This is a genomic window from Kitasatospora sp. Root107, from assembly GCF_001424875.1.
Taxonomy (GTDB): Bacteria; Actinomycetota; Actinomycetes; order Streptomycetales; family Streptomycetaceae; genus Kitasatospora.
The window spans coordinates 75,811-96,482 of the sequence record NZ_LMCT01000006.1; the positions used below are offsets into that span (position 1 = coordinate 75,811).

General features: G+C 68.6%; 18 protein-coding genes. 9 read left to right on the forward strand and 9 right to left on the reverse strand.

Annotated features, from left to right (window positions below; all coding sequences use genetic code 11):
- Positions 1–4: 4 nt before the first annotated feature.
- The 4 genes from ASC99_RS07380 to ASC99_RS07395 all read left to right on the forward strand — a co-directional run bounded on the left by ASC99_RS07380 (position 5) and on the right by ASC99_RS07395 (position 7,610).
- Positions 5–4,465: a hypothetical protein gene (locus ASC99_RS07380; RefSeq protein WP_057229628.1), complete on the forward strand. Its 4,461-nt coding sequence runs from the start codon at positions 5–7 to the stop codon at positions 4,463–4,465.
- Positions 4,466–4,644: 179 nt separating this feature from the next.
- Entirely contained in the window at positions 4,645–5,631 is a 987-nt protein-coding gene (locus ASC99_RS07385; RefSeq protein WP_235502983.1) for a Wadjet anti-phage system protein JetD domain-containing protein, read from the forward strand.
- Between the two features lie 158 nt (positions 5,632–5,789).
- Positions 5,790–6,128, forward strand: a complete 339-nt coding sequence (locus tag ASC99_RS07390) for an HIT family protein (protein WP_235502982.1) — start codon at positions 5,790–5,792, stop codon at positions 6,126–6,128.
- 426 nt (positions 6,129–6,554) lie between these two features.
- Complete coding sequence (locus ASC99_RS07395; protein WP_157531412.1) at positions 6,555–7,610, forward strand: phosphotransferase; 1,056 nt, start codon at positions 6,555–6,557, stop codon at positions 7,608–7,610.
- Here ASC99_RS07395 and ASC99_RS07400 read toward each other — a convergent pair.
- The 9 genes from ASC99_RS07400 to ASC99_RS07440 all read right to left on the reverse strand — a co-directional run bounded on the left by ASC99_RS07400 (position 7,600) and on the right by ASC99_RS07440 (position 16,376).
- Positions 7,600–8,691, reverse strand: a complete 1,092-nt coding sequence (locus ASC99_RS07400; RefSeq protein WP_057229634.1) for a zinc-binding dehydrogenase — start codon at positions 8,689–8,691, stop codon at positions 7,600–7,602. The two genes, ASC99_RS07395 and ASC99_RS07400, sit on opposite strands and share 11 nt — an antisense overlap.
- Positions 8,692–8,719: 28 nt before the next feature.
- Entirely contained in the window at positions 8,720–9,955 is a 1,236-nt protein-coding gene (locus tag ASC99_RS07405; RefSeq protein WP_235502981.1) for a DegT/DnrJ/EryC1/StrS aminotransferase family protein, read from the reverse strand.
- A complete protein-coding gene (locus ASC99_RS39295; RefSeq protein WP_057229638.1) occupies positions 9,948–10,349 on the reverse strand; it encodes an AraC family ligand binding domain-containing protein in 402 nt (133 codons plus the stop codon). The genes ASC99_RS07405 and ASC99_RS39295 overlap by 8 nt, the downstream gene beginning before the upstream one ends.
- A gap of 23 nt (positions 10,350–10,372) precedes the next feature.
- The gene (locus tag ASC99_RS39300; RefSeq protein WP_057229640.1) at positions 10,373–11,308 is read right to left on the reverse strand and encodes a phosphotransferase family protein; all 936 of its coding nucleotides are present in this window, start codon (positions 11,306–11,308) and stop codon (positions 10,373–10,375) included.
- Positions 11,305–12,300, reverse strand: a complete 996-nt coding sequence (locus ASC99_RS39305; RefSeq protein WP_057229642.1) for a Gfo/Idh/MocA family protein — start codon at positions 12,298–12,300, stop codon at positions 11,305–11,307. The genes ASC99_RS39300 and ASC99_RS39305 overlap by 4 nt, the downstream gene beginning before the upstream one ends.
- Positions 12,297–12,947: an AAA family ATPase gene (locus tag ASC99_RS07425; protein ID WP_057229644.1), complete on the reverse strand. Its 651-nt coding sequence runs from the start codon at positions 12,945–12,947 to the stop codon at positions 12,297–12,299. Before ASC99_RS07425 ends, ASC99_RS39305 begins: the two co-directional genes overlap by 4 nt.
- Positions 12,944–14,311, reverse strand: a complete 1,368-nt coding sequence (locus ASC99_RS39310) for a glycosyltransferase family 2 protein (RefSeq protein WP_162257859.1) — start codon at positions 14,309–14,311, stop codon at positions 12,944–12,946. The genes ASC99_RS07425 and ASC99_RS39310 overlap by 4 nt, the downstream gene beginning before the upstream one ends.
- Positions 14,312–14,502: 191 nt before the next feature.
- Positions 14,503–15,369: a glycosyltransferase family 8 protein gene (locus tag ASC99_RS07435; RefSeq protein WP_057241264.1), complete on the reverse strand. Its 867-nt coding sequence runs from the start codon at positions 15,367–15,369 to the stop codon at positions 14,503–14,505.
- Positions 15,366–16,376 (reverse strand): UDP-glucuronic acid decarboxylase family protein, encoded by a 1,011-nt coding sequence (locus ASC99_RS07440; protein WP_235502980.1) that lies wholly within the window; start codon positions 16,374–16,376, stop codon positions 15,366–15,368. Before ASC99_RS07440 ends, ASC99_RS07435 begins: the two co-directional genes overlap by 4 nt.
- A gap of 340 nt (positions 16,377–16,716) precedes the next feature.
- Here ASC99_RS07440 and ASC99_RS07445 point away from each other — a divergent pair, with 340 nt between their 5' ends.
- The 5 genes from ASC99_RS07445 (at position 16,717) to ASC99_RS40135 (ending at position 20,661) form a co-directional block, all read left to right on the forward strand.
- Positions 16,717–18,144: a hypothetical protein gene (locus tag ASC99_RS07445; RefSeq protein WP_057229649.1), complete on the forward strand. Its 1,428-nt coding sequence runs from the start codon at positions 16,717–16,719 to the stop codon at positions 18,142–18,144.
- Between the two features lie 23 nt (positions 18,145–18,167).
- The gene (locus ASC99_RS07450) at positions 18,168–18,701 is read left to right on the forward strand and encodes a GNAT family N-acetyltransferase (RefSeq protein WP_063857013.1); all 534 of its coding nucleotides are present in this window, start codon (positions 18,168–18,170) and stop codon (positions 18,699–18,701) included.
- A gap of 70 nt (positions 18,702–18,771) precedes the next feature.
- Positions 18,772–19,002, forward strand: a complete 231-nt coding sequence (locus ASC99_RS07455; protein WP_057229653.1) for a hypothetical protein — start codon at positions 18,772–18,774, stop codon at positions 19,000–19,002.
- A gap of 129 nt (positions 19,003–19,131) precedes the next feature.
- Complete coding sequence (locus ASC99_RS40130; RefSeq protein ID WP_235502979.1) at positions 19,132–19,995, forward strand: ISL3 family transposase; 864 nt, start codon at positions 19,132–19,134, stop codon at positions 19,993–19,995.
- A gap of 225 nt (positions 19,996–20,220) precedes the next feature.
- On the forward strand, positions 20,221–20,661 hold the full coding sequence (locus ASC99_RS40135) for a transposase (RefSeq protein ID WP_255359224.1): 441 nt from the start codon (positions 20,221–20,223) through the stop codon (positions 20,659–20,661).
- Positions 20,662–20,672: the final 11 nt, after the last annotated feature.

Below are 20,672 nucleotides of genomic sequence, written 5' to 3' on the forward strand. Positions count from 1 at the left end.
CACTGTGTACGAGTTGAACCGCGTCCTGCTGCGAAACTTCGGCCCCCGCGACGCCCGGTACGAGTGGGTCGACCTCGACCTGTCCGGTGTCGGAGAGCCGGTGTCGACCGGCGCCCTGGTCCCCGACGCCGGCCACGTCCCGGATCGGCCCTCGCCTGCGAGCCTGGTGATGCTGGAGAACGGGGGTGGCAAGGGCGTGCTCCTCACCGCGATCATGTGTACCACCATCCCCTATCGCCACAAGGATCTCGAGGCGCTGCGCAAGTTCGTTGTCTCGCCCGTCCAGCCCTCGCACATCGTGATGGAGTGGGTGGACGCGCGCACCGGTCAGCTCCTGGTCACCGGTCAGGTCCTCGCGCCGGCAGCAGACAAGAACCTCAGCAGACTCTTCTACAGCTTCCACCCCGGAGCGGCCCTCACCGCCGATCGCTTGCCCTTCCACCATGGCGGCATCTGGCTCTCCTTCGACGACTTCTGCACCGAGCTGCGGGACCTCAGGGCCCGCAACGAAGGGCTGGGCCTGAGGGAGGAAGCCGGCCAGAAGGAGTGGGAGGCCCATCAGAGCAGCCTCGGCCTCGAGCCGGACCTGTTCAACGTCCAGCGCGCGATGAACGCCACCGAGAGCGGTGCCGCCAACGCGTTCACCACGACCACGTCCGGTGCCTTCGTGGAGTGGCTCCTCAAGAAGTCATCTGACGCTTCCGATTACGATGCGGTCGGCAAAATGTTCAACGGGTACGCGGGGGCAATCTCGCAATACCAGCTCTGGCAGAAGGAACGCGCGTTCGCCCTCGAGATGCAGCGCCAGTGCCAGCAGGTCGACGACGCCCACACAACACAGCTCTCGCGCGCAGCACAGGCAGCACAAGCCTCGAAGAACCTCGTGGTGCTGGCTTCGGCACTCCTGACCAGGGACAGACAACTGGCATGTGAGGTCGCAGTTTGCGGCACCGCCTATGAGCAGGCGGATGTCGAGCGCCGGACGAGGATGCGCGCACAAGACGCCGCCGACAACACGCTGCGACACGTCGAATGGCACAGCCTTCGGCTGGATCTGGCCGATCTGGAAGCCAGGCGGGCGGATGCCGAGGCGAGGAGACTTGAAGTTGAACAGGAACGCGACGGCTGGGCCCAAGTACCACTGGCCCTGGACCTCGCGACCGCTCGCCATGCCTTCGACAGTACCCATCTCGACCTGACACAGGCCGAAGGGGCCATCGCTCCCTATGCGACAGCCGCCGACGACGCCGCAGCCCGGCTGAGGATCGGCCTACGCCTGGAAGAAGAGGCCGTCCGTAAGAAGATCCGCGACCTGCAAGAGGCTACCCGCGCCAGCGGGATCGAGGTCAGCGCGTGGCGTGCCCGCATGGGCGAGCTTCGCAAGCTCGACGGTTTCGCGGAGAGCGAGACGGCGAGCCTCAGCTCGTTCGTCGCCCAATTCGAAGCGGACCTCCAGCGGTCGCGCGATTCCCGGGACGTGCTGGCCGGAGAAGCGGCGGCGGACGCAGCTACCCGCTCCCGCGCCATGGAAAGAGACCTTGAGGAGCAGGCCGACGACGCGAAAGCAGCTGTCGAAAATGCGAGGACGAGCGCTTCCCGTGCCAGAGTGGAGCTCTCCAACGCCGATGTCGCCGCGTCTGCGGCCGGCAGTGCCGCAGACAACGCGAGCACCGTGATCGACAAGCTCCGGACCAGGGCGCGGCACATCCAGCGCGACCCCCTCAGCTCGGAGCTGCTGGAAACAGAACCCGAAGCGACCGGCGGTGATGCCCTGACCTGGATCGCCGCTGAGGCAGGGCCGCTGCACGAACTCGCCAGCCGCCGCCACACAGCTCTGGAAGGAGTTCTGACCGCTCAACGGCGCAGGCTGGACAGAGACCAGGAGTACCTGACAGCCCTCGACACCAGTGCCGGGCTACTGCCCGCCCGCGCTCACGTCCGCGAGGTCTGCGACGCCCTGCTCGGGCACGGAGTCATTGCCCATCCCGGCTGGATCTGGATGCGCGACAACCTGCCGACCGACCTCCACGCCCGGGCCATTTCCGATCACCCCGACCTGGTGGACGGAGTGATCGTCACCGACGAGTCGGAGCTGGAGAAGGCACGCCAATTCCTGGAAGAACTCCGCCCACTGCCGGCAGCAGCTGTGGCCATCGGAACCGGTAACCGCTTCGCCAACATGGCCCCCAGCGACCGGGCCGGGCGCACCGTGGTGGAGCCCACACCTGCCATGCACGATGAACTGGCCGCAGCACGCGAGCGGGAGATCGTCGAGGTTCGTATCCGGGAGACCTCCGAGGAAATCCAGCAGCAGGAGACACGCCGAAAGGCAACGGCACGCCTCCTTGGCACCCTGGACAACTGGCAGGAGGAGATCGGGGAGGTTCCCCTCGACATACGCCTTGACGAGCTGGAGAGCCTTCAGGCCGCCGCCGGGGTTGCCAGAGAAGCAGCCGGCGCGGCCTCAGAGCGAGCACAGGGACTCGAACTGGCCCTGGGCAAAGCCGAGTCGCAGCGTGAGACCGCCCTCGACCTGTGGACAGCCCAGCAGCGGACGGCAGACGGCCTGGAGCGGCTGGCCGGCCGTGAGGCCGAGGCCGGCCGTGCTGCTGACCGGATCTCCGAACTCGTACGCCGGACCACGATGCGGGCTGTCGAGTTCGGCGAGCTGGAAGCATCCTGCTCCGCGGCGGAGGACGAGAGCCTTCGCCGTGCCGGTCTCGTCCAGACTCACGAGCTGGAGGCGGACGGACACAGCCGCGAGTGGAATTTGACCACGGCCACCGACGAGGCCGAACGCCGCCAGGCACAGGCCGGCGCGCTCCACCCCCTGCCCGTGTTGCGACAGCAGTACAAGCAGGCCGCCTCCGACCTACGCGCCCGTGAGGTCGGTGAAGACCTTCGCAAGCGCGCGCGGACTGCAGAGGCCGACCTCCGGACCTGCCAGGCTCTCTGGAAGAACGTCCCGACCCCTGTACAAGATCGAGCACAGGTCCTTGCCCAGGACGCACGTGCTGACGATGCCATCCAACGAGACGCCCTCGTGCGCAGTCTGACCGAGCAGCGCGAGCGACTGCAGACCGACGAAACCCACCTCAATACGCAGCGCGCCGGCGTCCAAGTACGGCTCGAGCAGGCCCGACCCGCAGAAGGCCAAGCCTGGCTGGAGGAGGGGACCGCGCACGAGTGGACCCCGAGTGACCGGGCCCAGGCCCAGAAACTGCTGGCGACGTCCGGAGACTTGAAGACCGGCGCGGACCGGGCAGCGCGTACGGCCGGGGAGTCTTTCTCTGCCGCGGGCCGCGCCAAGCAGCAGGCTGAGCGCAGCCGCACCACGCTCGCCCCGGTCCTTGCACTCTTCGAGACGGCGATCAAAGGCATGCCCATCGATCAGGAAGCCGCGCCCTATCCTGGGTCACTCGAAGGCGCCGAGTCCAAAGCCCGGGAGGCTGTGAGCCTCCACGCGACGGCCCACAAGCAGAAGGTCACCGCCGACCGAGCTGTCGAACGAGCCGTAGCCGATCTGAAGGACGCGGTCTCCAACGTCGCGTACCACGACCTCGACATTCCCCTGCGCACACAGATCTCTGCCCTCGACGGCCGAAGGATCCCGCCCCTGGCCGCCGATTGGGTGACCGCTCTCACGGAACGCGCCGCTGTCCTGGCCTCTCAGCTGAACGGAGTCGAGCAAGTACGCGACACCCTGGTCCTCCAACTGGCAGGTCGTGTCTCGGAAGAATTGAAGAAGCTCGACCGCGCCAGTACCTTCTCCGTCTTCCCCGACGAAGCCGGCCCGTGGTCAAACCAGCGCTTCCTGACGATCAAGTACCAGCCGCCGGAGCAGCCCCTGCTCCATGGACTCATCCGCGAAGCAGTCCAGACCATGGCCGCTGCCCCCAACGCCGTCGGGCTCAAGGGCGTCGACGTCGTCATGCGCTGCCTCCACAGCGCCGTCCCACGAGGCTTCACCGCCAAGGTGATCAAACCAACTGCCTCGCGCACCATCGAGCATGTGCTCGTGGAAGACATGAAAACGATCTTCTCAGGCGGCCAAGAACTCACCGGAGCCATCCTCCTGTACTGCGCGCTGGCCGCCCTGCGAACCTCGCCAGGCCCACGCAGCCGCACTCGGCACGGCGGCCTCCTCATGCTGGACAACCCCATCGGCCGCGCCAACGCCGACTACCTCATGCAGATCCAGCAGGAGATGGCCACCGCACTCGGCATTCAGCTGCTCTACACCACCGGACTCAGCGACGACAACGCCACCCTGCGGTTCCCCCTGCGTATCCAGCTGCGCAACGACGCGGAAGCCCGAAGCGGGCTGTCCCTCGTCCGCGTCGACGAGATCGTACGCACCTCCCTGGTCCCCGGGCCACGGGTGACACCCGATCCCGAGGCCCCCGAGCCCGCCGGCTACCTGAGCACCGCCCGGCTCTACACCAAGACCGAGGCCGGACGATGAGGACGCCAGACGACAGCCCGGTGCCACAATTGTCTCCAGCTGCTGCCCGGCTCAATGACACCCTGCACGTCAGGAGCTCCGGCGGCGGCACGCTCTCTCGCACAGCCCTGACGGAGGCATTCGCCTCTGCTCTGCCGGGTCTGTCCCAGAGCGGCAACAGCCGCCGTAGCCTCGCCACCTTGCTCATCGAGCTTGCCGACGCGCAACTCCTCACCCTGCCCTCCGGCCCGGCGAAGTGGGACGCCGGGCGCCCCCCGCTACCCGACGCCGTCCGCATCGTCCGCTCCCAGCCGATCCCCGCAGCACCCCGAGAAGTGCGGTCATGGAGACCGGAGCTCAGTTGGGTATCGACCACGCGCATCACCACCGCACAGACGAACATCCTGACCGCGATCAACCGGTGGTTCCGGGACACGAGCAGCACGGCACAGGCACGCCGACCACTGTCCCTGCGCGAACGGTCCCACGAGATCTTCAACGATGAGAAGCGCCTTGACAGCCTGATCAGCGGGGCGCTCTTCGGTCCGGGCCGACTCGATCTGGACCAACTCGCCACCTACCGCGAACCCCCACCGCTCGCCTACCGACACCTCGGAGACGGCGACACCATGCTTGTGATCGAGAACAGCGATACCTTCGCGACCCTGCGCCATCTGCTCCAACGCGTCCCCGGCCGCATCGGCTACATCGCTTTCGGCGCCGGCCGCGCCTTCGAAGCGACCGTTGCCAGCGTCGCCGAACTCCCTCAGATCCACCGCATCCTCTACTACGGAGATCTCGACGCGGACGGCCTGTCCATCCCGGCCAGGGCCTCTATTACCGCAACGCTGTTGGGCCTCCCACCCGTTGAACCAGCGGAAGGCTGCTACCGGCTCCTCCTCACCCGCCCTCGCAACACAGCACTCAAGATCGATCCCAGCCGCGCCCGGCTGCTCGTGGAGTGGCTACCGCCCGCCCTTCAGGATCAAGCCCTCGTGATGCTCACGGCGGGTGACCGCGTCGCCCAGGAGGCCGCAAACCAGAACCATCACCTCGCGGACACCCAGTGGCTCGCCATTCGGGAGATGGCGCCGACGGCCGCCCGCCCACACTTCGATTCGACGCGCGAAGACTGTAGGCCGTGCGACCTTCGAAGTACGAACCTTCTTACGGGTGAAGCGAATTGAGTGTTCTGGTGACGCCAGTTGTAGCCTGAGCCTCGATTCGGACCACGGGCGTCGGCACGCACGGAGGTGTCCGTGCGGGCCGACGCCCGTGGTGCCGTTCTCGTACAGCTCTAGGGATGGGTGGCACTGTGACTGCTTCGTCGGCAACTGCCGAGAAGGTGTCAGACTTCTACTGCGACGAGGCGCTGTCCGGACGCACGCCGGCCAAGGTAATCGAGGAGACCGAGACGGTACTCGCGTTCGTGCACACCCAGCCCAGCTACCCAGTGCACATCGTGGTGGTGCCGAAGGTGCACACTCCGTCCCTGGTGGACCTCGCCGACGGCGGCGAGGAGCGACTGATGGACGTAATGCGAGCAGTACGGTCGGTGGCCGCGCGGGTGCGCGCGGAGCACGGGGCGGCCTGCGTGGTGACGAACGAGGGCAAGTACCAGGAGTCGAAGCACATGCACTGGCACGTGCTGTTCCGGGGCGAGCTGCCCGAGAGCCGGGTCTGACCAACCCGCCCCGGTCGTCTCAGTGCCGGCGGCGCCGTGGGCGGGCAAGGCGGAGTGTGCGGGTGGCGATATCCCGGGCGATGCGGTGGATCAGCTCAGGGTCGGGCCGCGGGCGGGCCCCGTTCAGCGCTGGGAGCAGTTGCTCACAGCGGGCCAAGACCGGGCGTCCGTCGGTCAGTTGCTCGTCGTCCAGGACGACGGCACAGGTCGCCCATCGGGCCTACGCCTAGGCGTTGTCGAGCTGGTCGCCGCGGCTGACAGATCAGGACAGCGGGCTTGGCCATGGCCTCCAGCTCGGCGAGCGTGGGCGCCGATGGTCTCCGCGAATCCGGATCTACGTGAGGACCCCGAGTTAGATGTTGGCTGGTGGTGTCAGTTCCGGCCAATGACCCTGTGCGGCACGCGGTGTCCGATAGGCTCAGTGGGGTGACTGGGCAAGGTTTGACCGCGACTGCTGGCAGCAAAAACAACCCCGGTGGGCTTGAGCAGGTGGTGGCCCAGTTTGAGGCCGGTGCCGTTCAGCAGGTCGTTCATCTGCCCGACGGGCTGATGAACGACAACTGGCGCATCGACGCCAGCACTGGGACTTTTGCGCTCAAGAAGATCAGAGATGTCCCATTCGATACGGCCCGGCGCAACCTTCGCACGCTCACAGCGCTGGCCGAGGCCGGTGTCCCGGTTCCGGCCCCACTACTAACTCGGTCCGGAGACCCGGTCGTGGAGGTCGGCGAGGACGGCTTCTCTCTCCTTAAGTGGGTTGAGGGCAACCATCGGCTTGGCGCCGACCTGGACCTGCCCGAGGCGCGAACGCTCGGAGTGCTGCTGGGGCGCCTGCACGAAATCCTCAACCGCCCGACGGTATCCACCGGTCTGCCGCCGGCGGTCGATCCCCCGGCCGCCTCTGTCACGGCCCCCGAGAAGGCACACGCCCAGATCGACCGCTTCCTCGCGCACCTCGCCGACCTCGCCGAGCCGACTCCCTTCGACGGGGAGGCAGCCAGGTTCCTGGTCCAGCGCAGGCTGCTACTGGAGAACTACGCCCCTGAGCGGCCTGCGTTGGAGGTCCCGGCGGGGCCGTTCGGTTGGACGCACGGCGACTTCCAGCACCGCAATGTCCTGTGGCAGGACGGCGATATCGTCGGGGTTCTCGACTGGGACCGGATCCGGGTACGGCCGTTCGGCGAGGAGGCCGCCCGCACCGCCACGGTGCAGTTCGGCGGTGAGGACGGCCTTCTCGATCTGGAGCGGATCGCGGCGTTCATGGACGGCTACCGGTCGGTCATCGCGATCAGCCCGGAGGAGCTGGAGGACGCGGTGACGCGGTTGTGGTGGAAGCGGATGACGGACCCGTGGGTGCTGGTCTTCCACTACGACCGCGGCGACCACTCGTGCGACGAGCTATTCGCCCCTCAGGAGCGGCTGCTGACCTGGTGGACCGAGCGTCGTGGGGATGTGATGGCCGCGTTCACGGCTAAAGCGTGAACCGGATCATCTGACGGATACCCTCCCGTGCGGTGGCGGCCTGCAGAGCCTCGTTGATCTCCATGAGCGGCCGGCGATGAGTGGCGATGTCGTCGGCCGCCAGCAGGCCCTTGCGGGCCAGCTCGGCGTACCGGGGGATGTCCTCACGAGTGCGCACGGAGCCCATGACAGTGCCACCAAGGGAGCGGCCGTGTCGTAGCAGGTTGCCGGGCAGGGGTACTTCGGCACCCTGGGGCAGCATGCCCAAGACTGTGGCCTGGCCACCGGGTGCGAGGACCGCGAACGCCTGGGCGGCGGTCTCGACCAGGCCCACCGCCTCGACGGAGCGGGCGACCCCGTTCGTGGTCATGGCCCGGATTGTCTCCACCGGGTCTTTCAGGCTCGCGTTGATCGTGATGGTCGCTCCGACCTTGGCGGCGGCGGCAAGACGGTGGTCTTCAAGGTCCACCGCGATGATCTGTGTTGCTCCGGCGATCCGTGCCCCCTGAACGGCGCCGAGGCCAACCCCGCCGCAGCCGAACACCGCGACGCTGTCACCGGGCCTGGGCTGGGCGATGTTGAAAACTGCGGCCAGCCCGGTGGTGAGGCAGCAGCCCAGCAGAGCACCCGCGTCGAAGGACACCGCGGAGGGGAGGGCGATGAGCGCGTTGGCGTCCACCAGCATCAGCTCGGCGAAGGCGGACACACCGAGGTACTGGCGGATCGGCTGGCCTGCGAGGGTCATGCGGCTGCGCTGACGTTCCTTGCCTGAGGTGTCGGAGCAGTACACCATCGCGCCCGACAGGCAGGGGCCGCAGCGGCCACAGAAGATCTGATCGCAGACGATCACCCGGTCACCAGGGGTGAAGCCGGTGACGCCGGGGCCGACGGCCTCGACCATGCCGCTGGCCTCGTGCCCCAGGACGGTCGGTACCGGGTAGGGGAAGCGGCCGGCGGCGAAGTGCAGGTCGGTCGCGCAGATCCCGGCGCTCACAGTGCGGACCAGTACCTCACCCGCAGCGGGGTCGGCGAGTTCGATCTCTTCAATGCGCATCGGCTCGCCGGGGGCGGTGTGGATGGCGGCGCGGCAGCGGTAGGGCATTCGGGGGCTCCTTCGGAAGCTCATTGCGTCAGGAACTGGACAGGGTGCGGTGCAGGGCAACAGCCATGGTGGTGGCGACCTGTTCCATGTAGTCGGGGGCCTGCACGTGGGGGATCTTGAGGACGAGCATCTGGCGGTGAGCGCGGTAGTAGTTCTCGAGCGAGTCCCGGGTGGGCGGGGTGTAGGGGGTGTGGGCCAGGTGCGGCCAGTAGCGGGCGGCAAGGCCGGGCTGCTGGAGGAGCGGGGTCTGGGCCCAGTCCTCGTACAGCGCCCTGACCGGGACCGCTCCGGCCTTCAGGTGCCCGCGCAGGGCCTGCGGGTCGTGGACGTGCTCGGTGACGATCAAGGGGGTGCCGTACCAGCCGCGCACGGAGGTGTCCTCGACTCTGGGCCAGGTGACGGGCGCGTCGAAGCTGGTCAAGACCTCGCGCAGGGTGGCGAGGTTGGCTTCGGCGGCCTTCATCCGCACGGGCAGCGTCCGTAGCTGCTCGGTCGCGATGGCGGCGGACAGGACCGGCATCCGGTACTTGTAGCCGCCGCCGGTCGCTGCCAGGGGCATGAGACTCGCCAGGGTGAGCTCGCTGTGAAGCCGTTGGGGGTGGTGCCCGAGGGTGAGGGCGCGTTCGTACACCTGGCGGTCGGAGGTGGTCATCACCCCGCCCTCGCCACCGGAGACGGACTTGGACTCCTGGAGGCTGAAGCAGCCTGCCGCTCCCCAGGACCCGACCGGGCGGCCCCGGTAGACGGCGCCGTGGGCGTGCGAGCAGTCCTCGACGATCGGCAGCGCGGTGGCGGTGGCGAGATCGTCCATACGGGCGGGGATGCCCCAGGCGTGCGTGGCGAGCACGGCCGAGCAGCCGCCGGGAAGGTGGGCGAGGCCGCTGGCGGCCAGGTTGGGGCTGCTCGGCTCGATGTCGGCGAAGACCGGGTAGGAGCCGGCCTGGAAGACCGCGGTGATCGCGGAGATCCACGTCATCGGAGACACCACGACCCCTGCGTCGGGGCCGACACCGACGCCGTGAAGGGCCGCGTGCAGGGAAGCTGTACCGGAGTTGAACGACAGCGCGTGCCGGGCGCCGGTCAGCTCAGTGAAGGCGTCCTCGACCCCGGCGACCTGCGGTCCGCGGCCGATGTCGGACAGGCGCCCGCGTTCCAGGACGGCCAAGGCAGCGGCACGTTCGCCCTGACCGTACTTGGCAGTGCGGGGAAAGGGCAGCGTGACCGCTGCTTCCCCGTGTTTCGTCGTGTTCTGTCGCTCAGCCACGCTGGCCTGCCGGGTAGGTCGGGCGGACGGGGACGAGGTGCTTGTCGGCGTCGCCCGGGGTTCGGTGCATGTGGGCGCCGTCGGAGCCGGGCGGCAGGTCGCACGAGAGCCAGAAGATGCGCAGTTCCTCAGCGATGTCGAGGATGTCGTGCGCCAGACCGGGGGCGGTATAGATGATGTCGCCGGGCCCGACCGGGTGCTCGGTGTCGCCGACCAGGACGGTGCCGTGGCCGCTGGCGACCATCCAGAACTCGGCGAAGTCGTGGAAATGCCGGTCGAAGCGGCCTGTGCCGTCAGCTCGGATGACGAACTGGCCCGAGGAGAACACCGAGCAGTCATCGGGGAGATCGGCAGCGGTGATCCGCTGTCGGTCATTGGTGTGGAACACGGTCATGGGCTTTCTCTCCTGTCGTGTTGTCAGTTGCCTTGCGTGATACGGGGGATCAGAGTGAGGCCGCCGGACAGGCCGTCGAGTTCGGCTTCGATCTGCGCGGTCCGCAGGCCGATCAGCGCCGTGTCCTGGCAGGCGGCGTGGTAGCGCAGGAGCGAGACGGCGATCCGCAGGCGACACAGTGCGAGCGGCATCAGGGCCTTCACCGGCTGCTTTCCGTCGAAGTAGCCGGCGAACAGGGCTCGGGTCAGTTCCGCGCTCTCCTGGAGCGAGAAGCCGGCGAGGTCGGCGAGCGGGTCGCCGCCTCGTGCGCTCTCCAGGTCGATGACCCCGGTGATGGACTGTCCATCGGTGAGGACGTGCCGGGCTGCCCAGTCGCCGTGCAGCAGCCGCGGCGGGGTGGCGGGCAGGAGCCGTGCACCCCAGCGCAGGGTCCGGTAGGACCGGGCCAGCAGGTCGGCCGTGTCGGAGGGCAGCGTTGCGGGGATGGCTGCGGTCGAGGCAGCTCCCAGCCAGCTGCGGATGGAGGAGTGCTGTCCGCAGCCGCTGGCGTCGAGGCGGCCGAAGCCCGAGACGGTGATCTGGTGGATTCGGCGGAGCGTTGCACCTACGCGCTCGGCCGCCGCGACAGCGTCCCCACCATCGGGTGCCCGGTCCAGTGGCCCTCCGGGGCACCATGTCTCCACGCAGGAGCCATGGTCGTACCAGAGCACCCGTGGCACCGGAACTCCCATGGTGTGCAACTGTGTTGATGCCCAGGCCGCCGTCGCGTACCGGGCGATCCTGCCGGGCCGGGGCACCTTGACGACCAGCTTCGTGCCATCCGGTGCGGTGAACGCGAAGGGCAGGTTGTCGGCACCGGGCGGCAACGGCCGGAGGTCTGCGGGGCTCGAGGCGTTGACGGCCGCCAGCGCCCTGGCGCGGGCTTGACTGAGAGCGGTCGGCAGGTCGGGGGCGGTCACGGCAGCCTCTGGGGTACCCGGTGGACGAGGACCGGCCGCCGCCCGTGGGCGGAGGTAATCGCCGCGTCCAAGAGCGCGATGGAGGGGAGGTTGTCGGCGGCGGGGCACGTCGAGTCCGAGCGGTGGATCGTGTCGATCATCTCGGCGATGCACAGCTGGTAGCCCGGCACCTCCGGTTGGGCAGGCCGTTCCGCCGTGTGGGTGCCCGAGCTGTCGGCGATCGTGATGTCGGCTCCGACGGTCCAGGAAGCGGCGAAGCCGCGGCCTTCGACACGCCAACTTCCGCCGGCATCGGTACGCAAGCCACTGGAGGCGGTGAATGCACCCCGGTAGTTGAAGAGGGAGCCGTCCGCGAAGCGCACGGTGATCGCGGTTGCCGCGCAGTGGGTGTCCAGGAAGCGCACCGGCGTCTCGACGCAGGTGACTTCGACGGGTTGGGCGGTGATCAGCGCGCGGACCTGGTCGAAGGCGTGGACCGCCAGGTCGCTGGTGACAGGCAGCTGCTGGCCTTGGCGGAATCCCGGTGCGTGAAGCGGGACCAGGGTGTCGGCGGTGACGAGGTAGGGCGGTCGGCCGAGCAGGTGTACCTGGTCGCGGAAGGCGAGGAACTGCGGGTCGTTGCCTCGGTTCTGCATGACGGCGAGGACCAGGCCCTTGCGCTGGGCGAGTTGGACCAGCGCGATCGCGTCGGTCAGTCGCAGGGTGAGCGGCTTCTCCGTCAGCACGTGCGCACCGGCCTCCAGCGCGGTGCGGCAGGTCTGCAGGTGCAGTTGAGGGGGTGTCAAGTTCACTACGACATCGACGCCGTGCCCGTTGAGAGCCTGCTCGAGGGTCGGAGCGTAGGCGGCGTTGAGGTCGTAGCGTTCGGCCAGGTGCTCGGCGGCCGCCCGATCGGGGTCCACGAGAACGTCCACGCTGACGCGGCCGTCGGCGGCCAGGCTACGTATCCAGCGGCCGGCGATCGTGCCGCACCCTACGACGGCTGCCTTCATGACGCGACCTTCCGTGGCTTGTTCCAACCCGGTGCCGTCACGGTGGACGGCGACCGGTCGCCTCGGTGGCGGCGGATGTGGGTGAGGGCTTGGTGCGTCAGCTCGTTGGGTGGGCACGCGGTGGTGTCCAGCGTGACGAAGTTGGGGGCGAGCGGGCGCCGCAGGTAGGCGTTGAAGTGCTCGCTGAAGTGGGCGTCGTAGAAGATGGACGGCATGCCGGGCCGCATGATCGCCCGCGTCGCCAGGACAGTGGGATCGGTGGTAAGCACCAGGGTGAGGTCGGGCATGGCCACGGTGTGCTGCAGCACCATCGTCCGCGCTTGCGCGTCGCAGTCGAAACCTTCCAGGCGGCCGATGGCATGGGCGTGAGCGAGGAGGGTGTCCACGGTCCGGTCGAGAATCACGTCGCGTCCCTCTGCCTGGGCACGGCGGGCCATCCCCAACCGCAGCGCTTCGATCTCCAGGAACTGGGCGAGGCACGCCAGTTGCTCGCGCGACGTGTGTACCCGAGGGGCTGGCAGCATCGCCGGATCAGGCGCCACGTGGTAGTAGCAGGGGATCACCACGGGGTCGTTGAGGTGCGGAGCGAGGGCTTGGGCCAGCGTTGTCTTGCCCGCGCAGCTGACCCCCTCGACGCCGACGATCACGAGACGCTCCTGGTGTCTGCTGCCGCAGAGCGGCGGTTGCTCTTCGGGGACAGCGCCGTCCGGCGGGACCCGCGAGCGGCCCACTGCCCGATCGCCAGGGCAGGTCCCGCGCTCTTGAGGAGGTAGGCCGCCAACGTCTCCCCGCAGTGGCGCACGGTCTCGGTGGCTCCCAGTGCCCTGCCGCTCTCCGCCCTGCCGAGGAGGCGCACGGGAGCGACGACGCCCAACCACAGGGAAGCCGCGGCAGTCACCCGCACCGCCGGGGCGACTCTCGGTGACAGTGCCAGGCCCAGGCATACGGCGGTGACGGGCGTGGCCAAAGCCCAGGTGGAGCCCCGGAACGCGCCGACGGCCTGGGCGGCGAGATGGCGGTGCGCGCCCTTACCCTCGGCCTTCCAGTGGGTGTAGCAGGCGGGGTAGTCGAGGTAGTTCTGAAACCACCTGCCGCCCTGCGCGATGAGTTCTTCGACCTGCTCGGGAGCCGCGACGGTGTACGTGTACGGCAGCGAGTCGACCGCAATGCCCTCGATGGTGAGCCGGTAGCCGAACGGGAGGTCGTCCAGGACGGTGAAGGTTGGCAGCCCGCCGACCATACGGAAGGTGTCCACGCGCACCAGCAGCCCGTGCCCGACGGTCTGGGCCAGTCCCTGCCGAAGCGTGTCCACCACCGGGCCCTGCGAGGGGCGCCGTGTGGAGGCGCCGTAGCGGCGAAATGCCGGGATCTCGCGGCGAAGCGTCCACAGGGTCTGCAGCCGTGCGGCACCCCGGCACACGCTCCGGTCCCACCACCCGTCTGCGGTGCCCTGGGTGGCAAACCGGGCGGACTGCTGGATCACGGCGGGCCAGCGGCCCTCGGCCTGCACCCGCTGGCCGATGAAGGCGGCGGTTCGGGCCAGCAGCAGCTCGCTGGGACGCGAGTCCACGTCGTACACCGCGAGGTAGTCGCCCTCACCCGCCGGGGCGATCTGCTCCACTGCGGCATTGACCTGGGCAGCCTTACGGCCTTCGCCCTCGTAGTGGACGTGCCGGACGGCAATCTCCGCGCCTCTGTATGCCGTCAGTTCCGACTCCACCACCTCGGGGGTCGATGCTCTGGCGCGCAGGACGCGCATCGCGCTCTGCTGCGGCAGGACACTGGCCCCAGCTTCCCGGGTCAGTTCGGCGATCTCCGTTTCGGTGAGCTGAGGGAAGCGCTGCCCGGTGATGTGGGCTGCCCGCAGGCCGGTGAGCGACCCGATGAGATGCTCGCGCTCGAGTTCCTCGCGGGCGGTGGTCACCACCGTGAGCGTCGATCCCGGGAATCCGCTCAGGAGGGCGACGAACCAGTGAAGCGCGTCTGCGATGTGCTCCTGCTCGCGCAGCACCGGCAGGACGACATGGAACCTGACGGCCGCTTCGGTCAGCGCGGGCGATCCGGGCGCGGTCGGCTGGTCGACCCACGCGAGAGTCCTGCGTAACTGCCGGAGGCCGTCGGCCTGGTGGGTCACCGCAGCAGCCGCGACCCACCAGGCCGGGCTCCGCCACCACGGCCGGTCGGAGGAGATGCTCATCGCCGTCACAGCCCTTCCACCTCGGCCAGGAAACCCCGGTAGAGATCCCCGAGCCGACCCTGCGGGTAGTCGTCGTTCCACGGCTTGTCGGGGCCGGCGAAGTGGATGAGCGCCGCGGTCTCCTCGTCCGCGAGGAGCTTCTCCAGCGGGGTGAACGCCTCGGCGTAGTGCGCGAAGCCGGGTTGAGCGGCCAGCGGCGACAGAGCGAAGGTGTTCCAACGCGCCTCCAGGCGACGCCAGTTGTTGCCCACAGCGAAATTCAGAGCATCCTGGTCCCAGAACTTCACCTTGTCCGGGTGCTCCTCCAGGAACCGATGGGCCTTTTCGAAGGTCTGCAGCTGGCGACAGCGCGTGAGGTCGAGGACCATGACGCCGCTGTTGAAGTACTCGCGGCCGATCGGGATGCCGAGCTGGTCCCAGCCCGGCAGCGCGATGCCGTAGCCGATGGTCGGGTTCTGAGGGTCCAGGACAGCTCCGACCGGGGAACCCAGCAGGGGCTGACGCAGCAGCGGCCGCAGATCCGTCAGCACCATGGTGTCCGCGTCGAGGTAGAGCACCCGGGTCTCGTCGGGGATGACCACCGGGATGGACAGACGCGTGTAGACGGCGTTGCTGATCCAGTCCGAGACGGGGTAGTTGGGATCCGGCACAGGGGCCGGGCGAAGCTGCGTGGCCAGACCCAGGTGCTCGGCGTCGTGCTCGATCGCCCGGCGCCCAGCCGAACTGATGCCCTGGTCAAGAACGATCAGACGCAGCTCGGCCACCGCTTCGCCGTGCGCGGAGGCGATCGAGCACATCAAGGTGCGCAGCGGGAGGACGTATCCGTCATCGATGCCGCAAACCAGCGGCGGCAGAGGCGTTGGGTCGCTCATGCTCGGATGCTCCTTATCGTCACGGCAGGCAGGTTGGCGGTGGGGTAGCTCGCGCCTCGGACCCAAGCCAGGGTTCGGCGCAGGCCGTCGGCGAGGTCGGTGCGAGGTTCCCAACCCAGTTCGGTGCGGGCGAGGGTGATGTCCGGGCAGCGGCGCCTGGGATCATCGGCCGGCAGGGGGACGAACGTGATCGGGGAGGTGGAATCGGCCAGGAGGCGGATCTCCTCGGCGAGTTGGAGCACGCTGATCTCGCGCGGGTTGCCGATGTTGACCGGCCCCGGGCAGTCGCTCGCCGCTGCGGCGAGGAGCCCTTGGACGGTGTCGTCCACGTAGCACAGTGACCTGGTCTGCAGGCCGTCACCAGCCACCGTCAGCGGCTCGCCTGCCAAAGCCTGCTGGAAGAAGGCCGGGACGGCGCGGCCGTCGTCGTGGCGCATCCGCGGCCCGTAGGTGTTGAAGATCCGCACGATTACGGTGTCCGCACGCCCAGTGGTACGAAAGCACGTGACGAGCGCTTCGGCGTACCGCTTGGCCTCGTCATAGACGCTGCGCGGCCCGACCGGATTGACATTGCCCCAGTACTGCTCGTCCTGGGGATGGACAAGCGGGTCGCCGTAGATCTCAGAGGTGGAAGCCAGCAGGAGCCGGGCCTGCTTCGCCTGGGCGATATCGAGGGTGTGGAGTGTGCCGATGGCGCCGACCTTCAGCGTCTCCAACGGGAGCCGCGCGTAGTCGAAGGGCGAAGCAGGAGAGGCGAGATGGAAGACGAAGTCGAGCAGGCCGCTGATCTTCAACGGCGCGGTGATGTCTCGCTGCTCGAAGGTGAAGTGGTCGCTCCTCAGCACCTGTTCGAGGTTTTCGATGCGGCCCGTGGCGAGGTTGTCGACACCGACGACCTCGGCGCCAAGATCAAGGAGGTGCTCGACCAGGTGCGAGCCGATGAAGCCGGCTGCCCCGGTCACCAGGACCCGGCGATGCTCGAACGCCGCTATCGTGCCTGCGACCACACGAGGAGGGGCTAGCACTGCAGTTGCTATCACGGTTGTCTCCGTTTCTGGGACACATCTGCGACTGCGGCCCGCCATGGGCCCGCACGGCGGATCAGGTAGGTGCCCGCATCGGCGGCGAAGGTCGGTCACCTGCCGCGGCCCAAGCTCGGGGCTTCGGCAGCCCCCACAACCGAGGCCCGCTTGCCGCCGCAGTCGTGGCGTGGTGATGCACCAGGAGACACCCGACAGGGCAAGGCCAGGCAGTAGGAGACAGCGCGAGCGTTGTGAAAACCCGCAGGTGAGTGTGAAAAGCCGCGAATTCGAGCGCACACCAGTCAACTTGACGTAGCGTCCGCACGTGACTACGCCCCGAGAGCCCGGCCCGCACACGGCGCGCACCGGCGAGCGAACCAACACGGTGCTGACGACAGCCCTAGGCCAAGCCAGCTGGTCCCCACGCGAGTTCGTCCGCGCCCTCAACCTCCGCCTGGACGCTGTAGGCGAACCCCGCCTGGACCTCACAGCCGCTCACGCCTGGGTCCGCGGCTCCGTACCCCGCTCCGACGCCGTCCGCCGCCTAGCCGCCGCGGTACTCACCGCCAAGGCTGGCACCGAATACACCCCCAGCAGCCTCTGGGGCAGCCACTGCACTTCCGCGCTGCCAACGAAGACGGTCACCGACGACCTCATCGGCCGCCGCCTACTCACTGACGTTCTGGACACCGCAGCCGCTTGGAACACCAGCGATCCCCGCGACCAGGCCACTCTCCGTCCCGCCAGCGACCTGTTCACGGCAGCTTGGGACGCCACCCGCCAACCCAGACCCGCGACCGGCCGGGAGTCGGGCATCGACCACGTCCTCCCACCGTTGATGAACCTCCTCGAAAGACACCTCGCCGAGCTGCGACGCCTTGACGACGCCACCGGCGGTGGCGCACTCTCGCAGCGCTACGTCCGTACCGCCCTCGACGGTGTCCTCGGGCTCCTGCGCCACAGCCGCTATACACCGGCCGTCGGCACTCGCCTCCTGCGCAACGCCAGCGGCCTCGCCCAACTCGCCGGCTGGATGGCCTTTGACGCTGACCTCGCCGCCGCCGGCCAGCGATACCAACTCCTCGCCATCCGCCTCGCCCAAGCCGGAGACGACCACGACACCGTCGCCAACGTCCTGGGCATGCTCGCCTACCAGCACGCGGCCAGTCAGAACCCCGCTGCCGCGCTCCGCTTCGCGGAAGCGGCCGTCACCTCCGCAGCCCGTAGCCTGCCCACCGTCCGAGCCCGGGCGCTCGGTCGCCTCGCCACCGCCCACGCCGCAGCAGGTGACCTCGACGCCTTCCGGGATGCCACCGACAGGTGCCACGCACTGCTGGAGCACCGCAGGTCTGACGACCCGCCAGCCCTCTACTACTTCACCCCCGACCAGGTCGCCGCTGAATCCGGCCAGGCCCTTGTCGACCTGGCCGCCAACAACCAAGGCCGCGCCCGCCGGCTGCTGGCCGAGGCCAACAGCCTCCTGTCGCCGCTGGCAGACCACGGATCTACCAGTGGTTACAGGCGATCCGCGCTGCTGCATGGCATCCACCTCGCCCGTGCGAACCTCCTCGCTCACGAGCCCGAAGCCACCATCCACTGCCTGCTACGGCTGACCAGTCACCTCCCCGATGTCCAGTCGATCCGCTGCCGGAACCTCCTGGGCAGCCTCCGTCGGCACGCGGGTACCCGTATCAAGTCGGCGAGCGGCGCTGATGCGCTGAGCCAGGTCGACAGGGCACTATCAGCCGCATGAAACACACCAGCCCAGCTCCTCCGATGACTAAGACGACCATCTCCTTGGCAGTTGTCCCGTACAACGGCCCCGAGGCACGCCCCCTCACCCAGGCTCTCCACGCCGAGCAGATCGCGACCTACGGCTTTGCCGAAGACCCGGACGACACCCCGGCGGACCACTTCAACCCGCCGAACGGAGTCTTCGTGATCGCCCGCCTCAGGGGCCGCCAAGCCGCAGTCGGCTGCGGCGGATGCCGGTTGATCGCACCAGACACGGCCGAGATCAAACGCATGTACGTGCATCCAGACGCCCGGGGGCTATCACTGGGGTCCCGAATCCTGGAGCTCCTGGAGCAGGAAGCCCGCACACTCGGTGCAGCCCGCATCCTGCTGGAGACAGGAAACCGGAACGCCGCGGCGCTGTCCCTGTACGAGAAGTTCAACTACCGGCCCATCCCCCCGTATGTCCCAGGCCGCCAGCCGTCTGTCAACCGGGCGATGGCGAAGACCCTGACCCGGGCGAGCGGCGCCTCACGCACTGGCGCGGAGTCGGCAGCGCTTCAGTCATCGCGGTGACGCCGCGACCGCCGGGCACAACTGGCTGAACGACGCCCTCACCGCCCCCGGCAGCAAGATCGACGATCAGATGGCCTTCTACTCCCCGTGGAACCAGAGCATGCAGCCCGCCTTCAGCTTCCTCCATGCCTGCTGGGCGTTCCCCCTCACCATGCTCTACTCCGCCCGCGCGCTGGAGCACACCGAAGGCGACGTGAAGCGCTTCTTGGCCGCCTATCTCGACCAGCAGCGCGGCCACCTCGTCACCACCGCTGCTGACTGTCAGCGGTCACGTGATTCGGCTCTGTCGCTGATCTTGTGATCAGGCGGGCGCTGACGGTGGTGCCTGGCATCCTGTGCCGCGTGTACTTCGCCGAGTTTCGAGGCGCTTCTGCCTCATCTGTCCGGTGTGGTGGTGGAGTTGGTCGAGCGGTCGGCTGGCGGGATCACGATGCATGCTCGTGTCCGTGCGGCCGACGCGCCGTGTCCGCACTGCCGGAGCCCATCGGGACGGGTGCACGGGCGATACCTGCGACGACTGTCCGACGCGGCGATCAGCGGCACCCGGGTGGTCATCGAGCTGCTGATACGCCGGTTCCGGTGCCTCAACGCCGCCTGCGCGGCCGTGACGTTCGCCGAGCAGGTCCCCGGGTTGACCAACCCGCATGCCCGCTACACCCCGCTGATGCGCGGGACACTGACCTCGATCGCGCTGGCGCTGGCCGGACGCGCTGGAGGTCGACTCGCGGTCGCGCTGGGGGTCCCGGTGGCGAAGGACACCCTGTTACGCCTGCTCAGAGCCTTCCCCGAGGAGCCCGTCGGGCAGGTCCGGGTGCTGGGCGTCGACGATTTCGCCCTACGCAAGGGCGACTCGTACGCCACCGTCCTGGTCGACCTGGAGCGGCGACGCCCCGTCGACGTGCTGCCGGGACGCGAGGCAGAACCGCTGGCCGCTTGGCTGCTCGGCCACCCCGAGGTGGAGGTGATCTGCCGGGACCGGGCCGGCGCCTACGCGGAAGGCGCCCGCACCGGTGCCCCGCAAGCGGTGCAGGTCGCCGACGCGTGGCACCTGTGGAAGAACGTCGGCGAGGCGGTGGAGAAGACGGTCGGTGCTCATTTCGCCTGCGTGCGGGCCGTGTTCGAGAAACCGACGGCCCCCGAACCCGCCGACGCGCCCATTGATGACGAAGGCCCGGTGGCGGCACCGGTGGGGATCCTGGACGTCTGCGGGCGCGAGCGCCGTCTGGTGGTCCGGACACGGGAGCGGTTCACCCTCGTCCAGGACCTGCTTAGCCAGGGAACGTCACTGGAGTAGATCTGCCACCGGCTCCAGCTGGACCGTTCCACCGTCCGCCGCTTCGCCCGCGCTTCCAGCATCGACGAGCTCCTGGTCAAGGCGGTCAACCGGTCGACGATCCTGGATGAGTACCGGCCCTACCTCCACCGGCGGTGGAACGAGGGCTGCCACGACACCGCCCAACTGCACCGCGACATCGGGGCCCTCGGTTTCACCGGCAGCATCCAGGCCGTCCGCCGCTACCTGCGCACCTTCACGCCCTCAGTTCCCGCACCGGCGCCCAGGCCCGCTCCACGGCCCCGCCGCGTCGTCCGGTGGATCATGACCAACCCGGGCAACCTCACCGACGAGGACGCCCTCACCCTCAAGGAGATCCGCGCTGGCTGCCCCGAACTCGACGCGGTCACCGACCACGTCCGCGACTTCGCCGAGATGATGCGCGACCTGCGCGGTGACCAGCTGCCCGACTGGATGGAGCGCGTCGAGCAAGACCCCCTGCCCGCGCTGCACTCCCTGGTCAACGGACTTCGCCGGGACCAGGACGCTGTCATCGCCGGACTGTCCATTCCCTGGAGTTCCGGCCAGGTCGAGGGACAGAACACGAGAGTCAAGCTCATCAAGCGGACCGGATACGGCCGCGCCAACTTCGACCTTCTACGCAAACGCATCCTGCACAGGACCTGACCATCGATCAC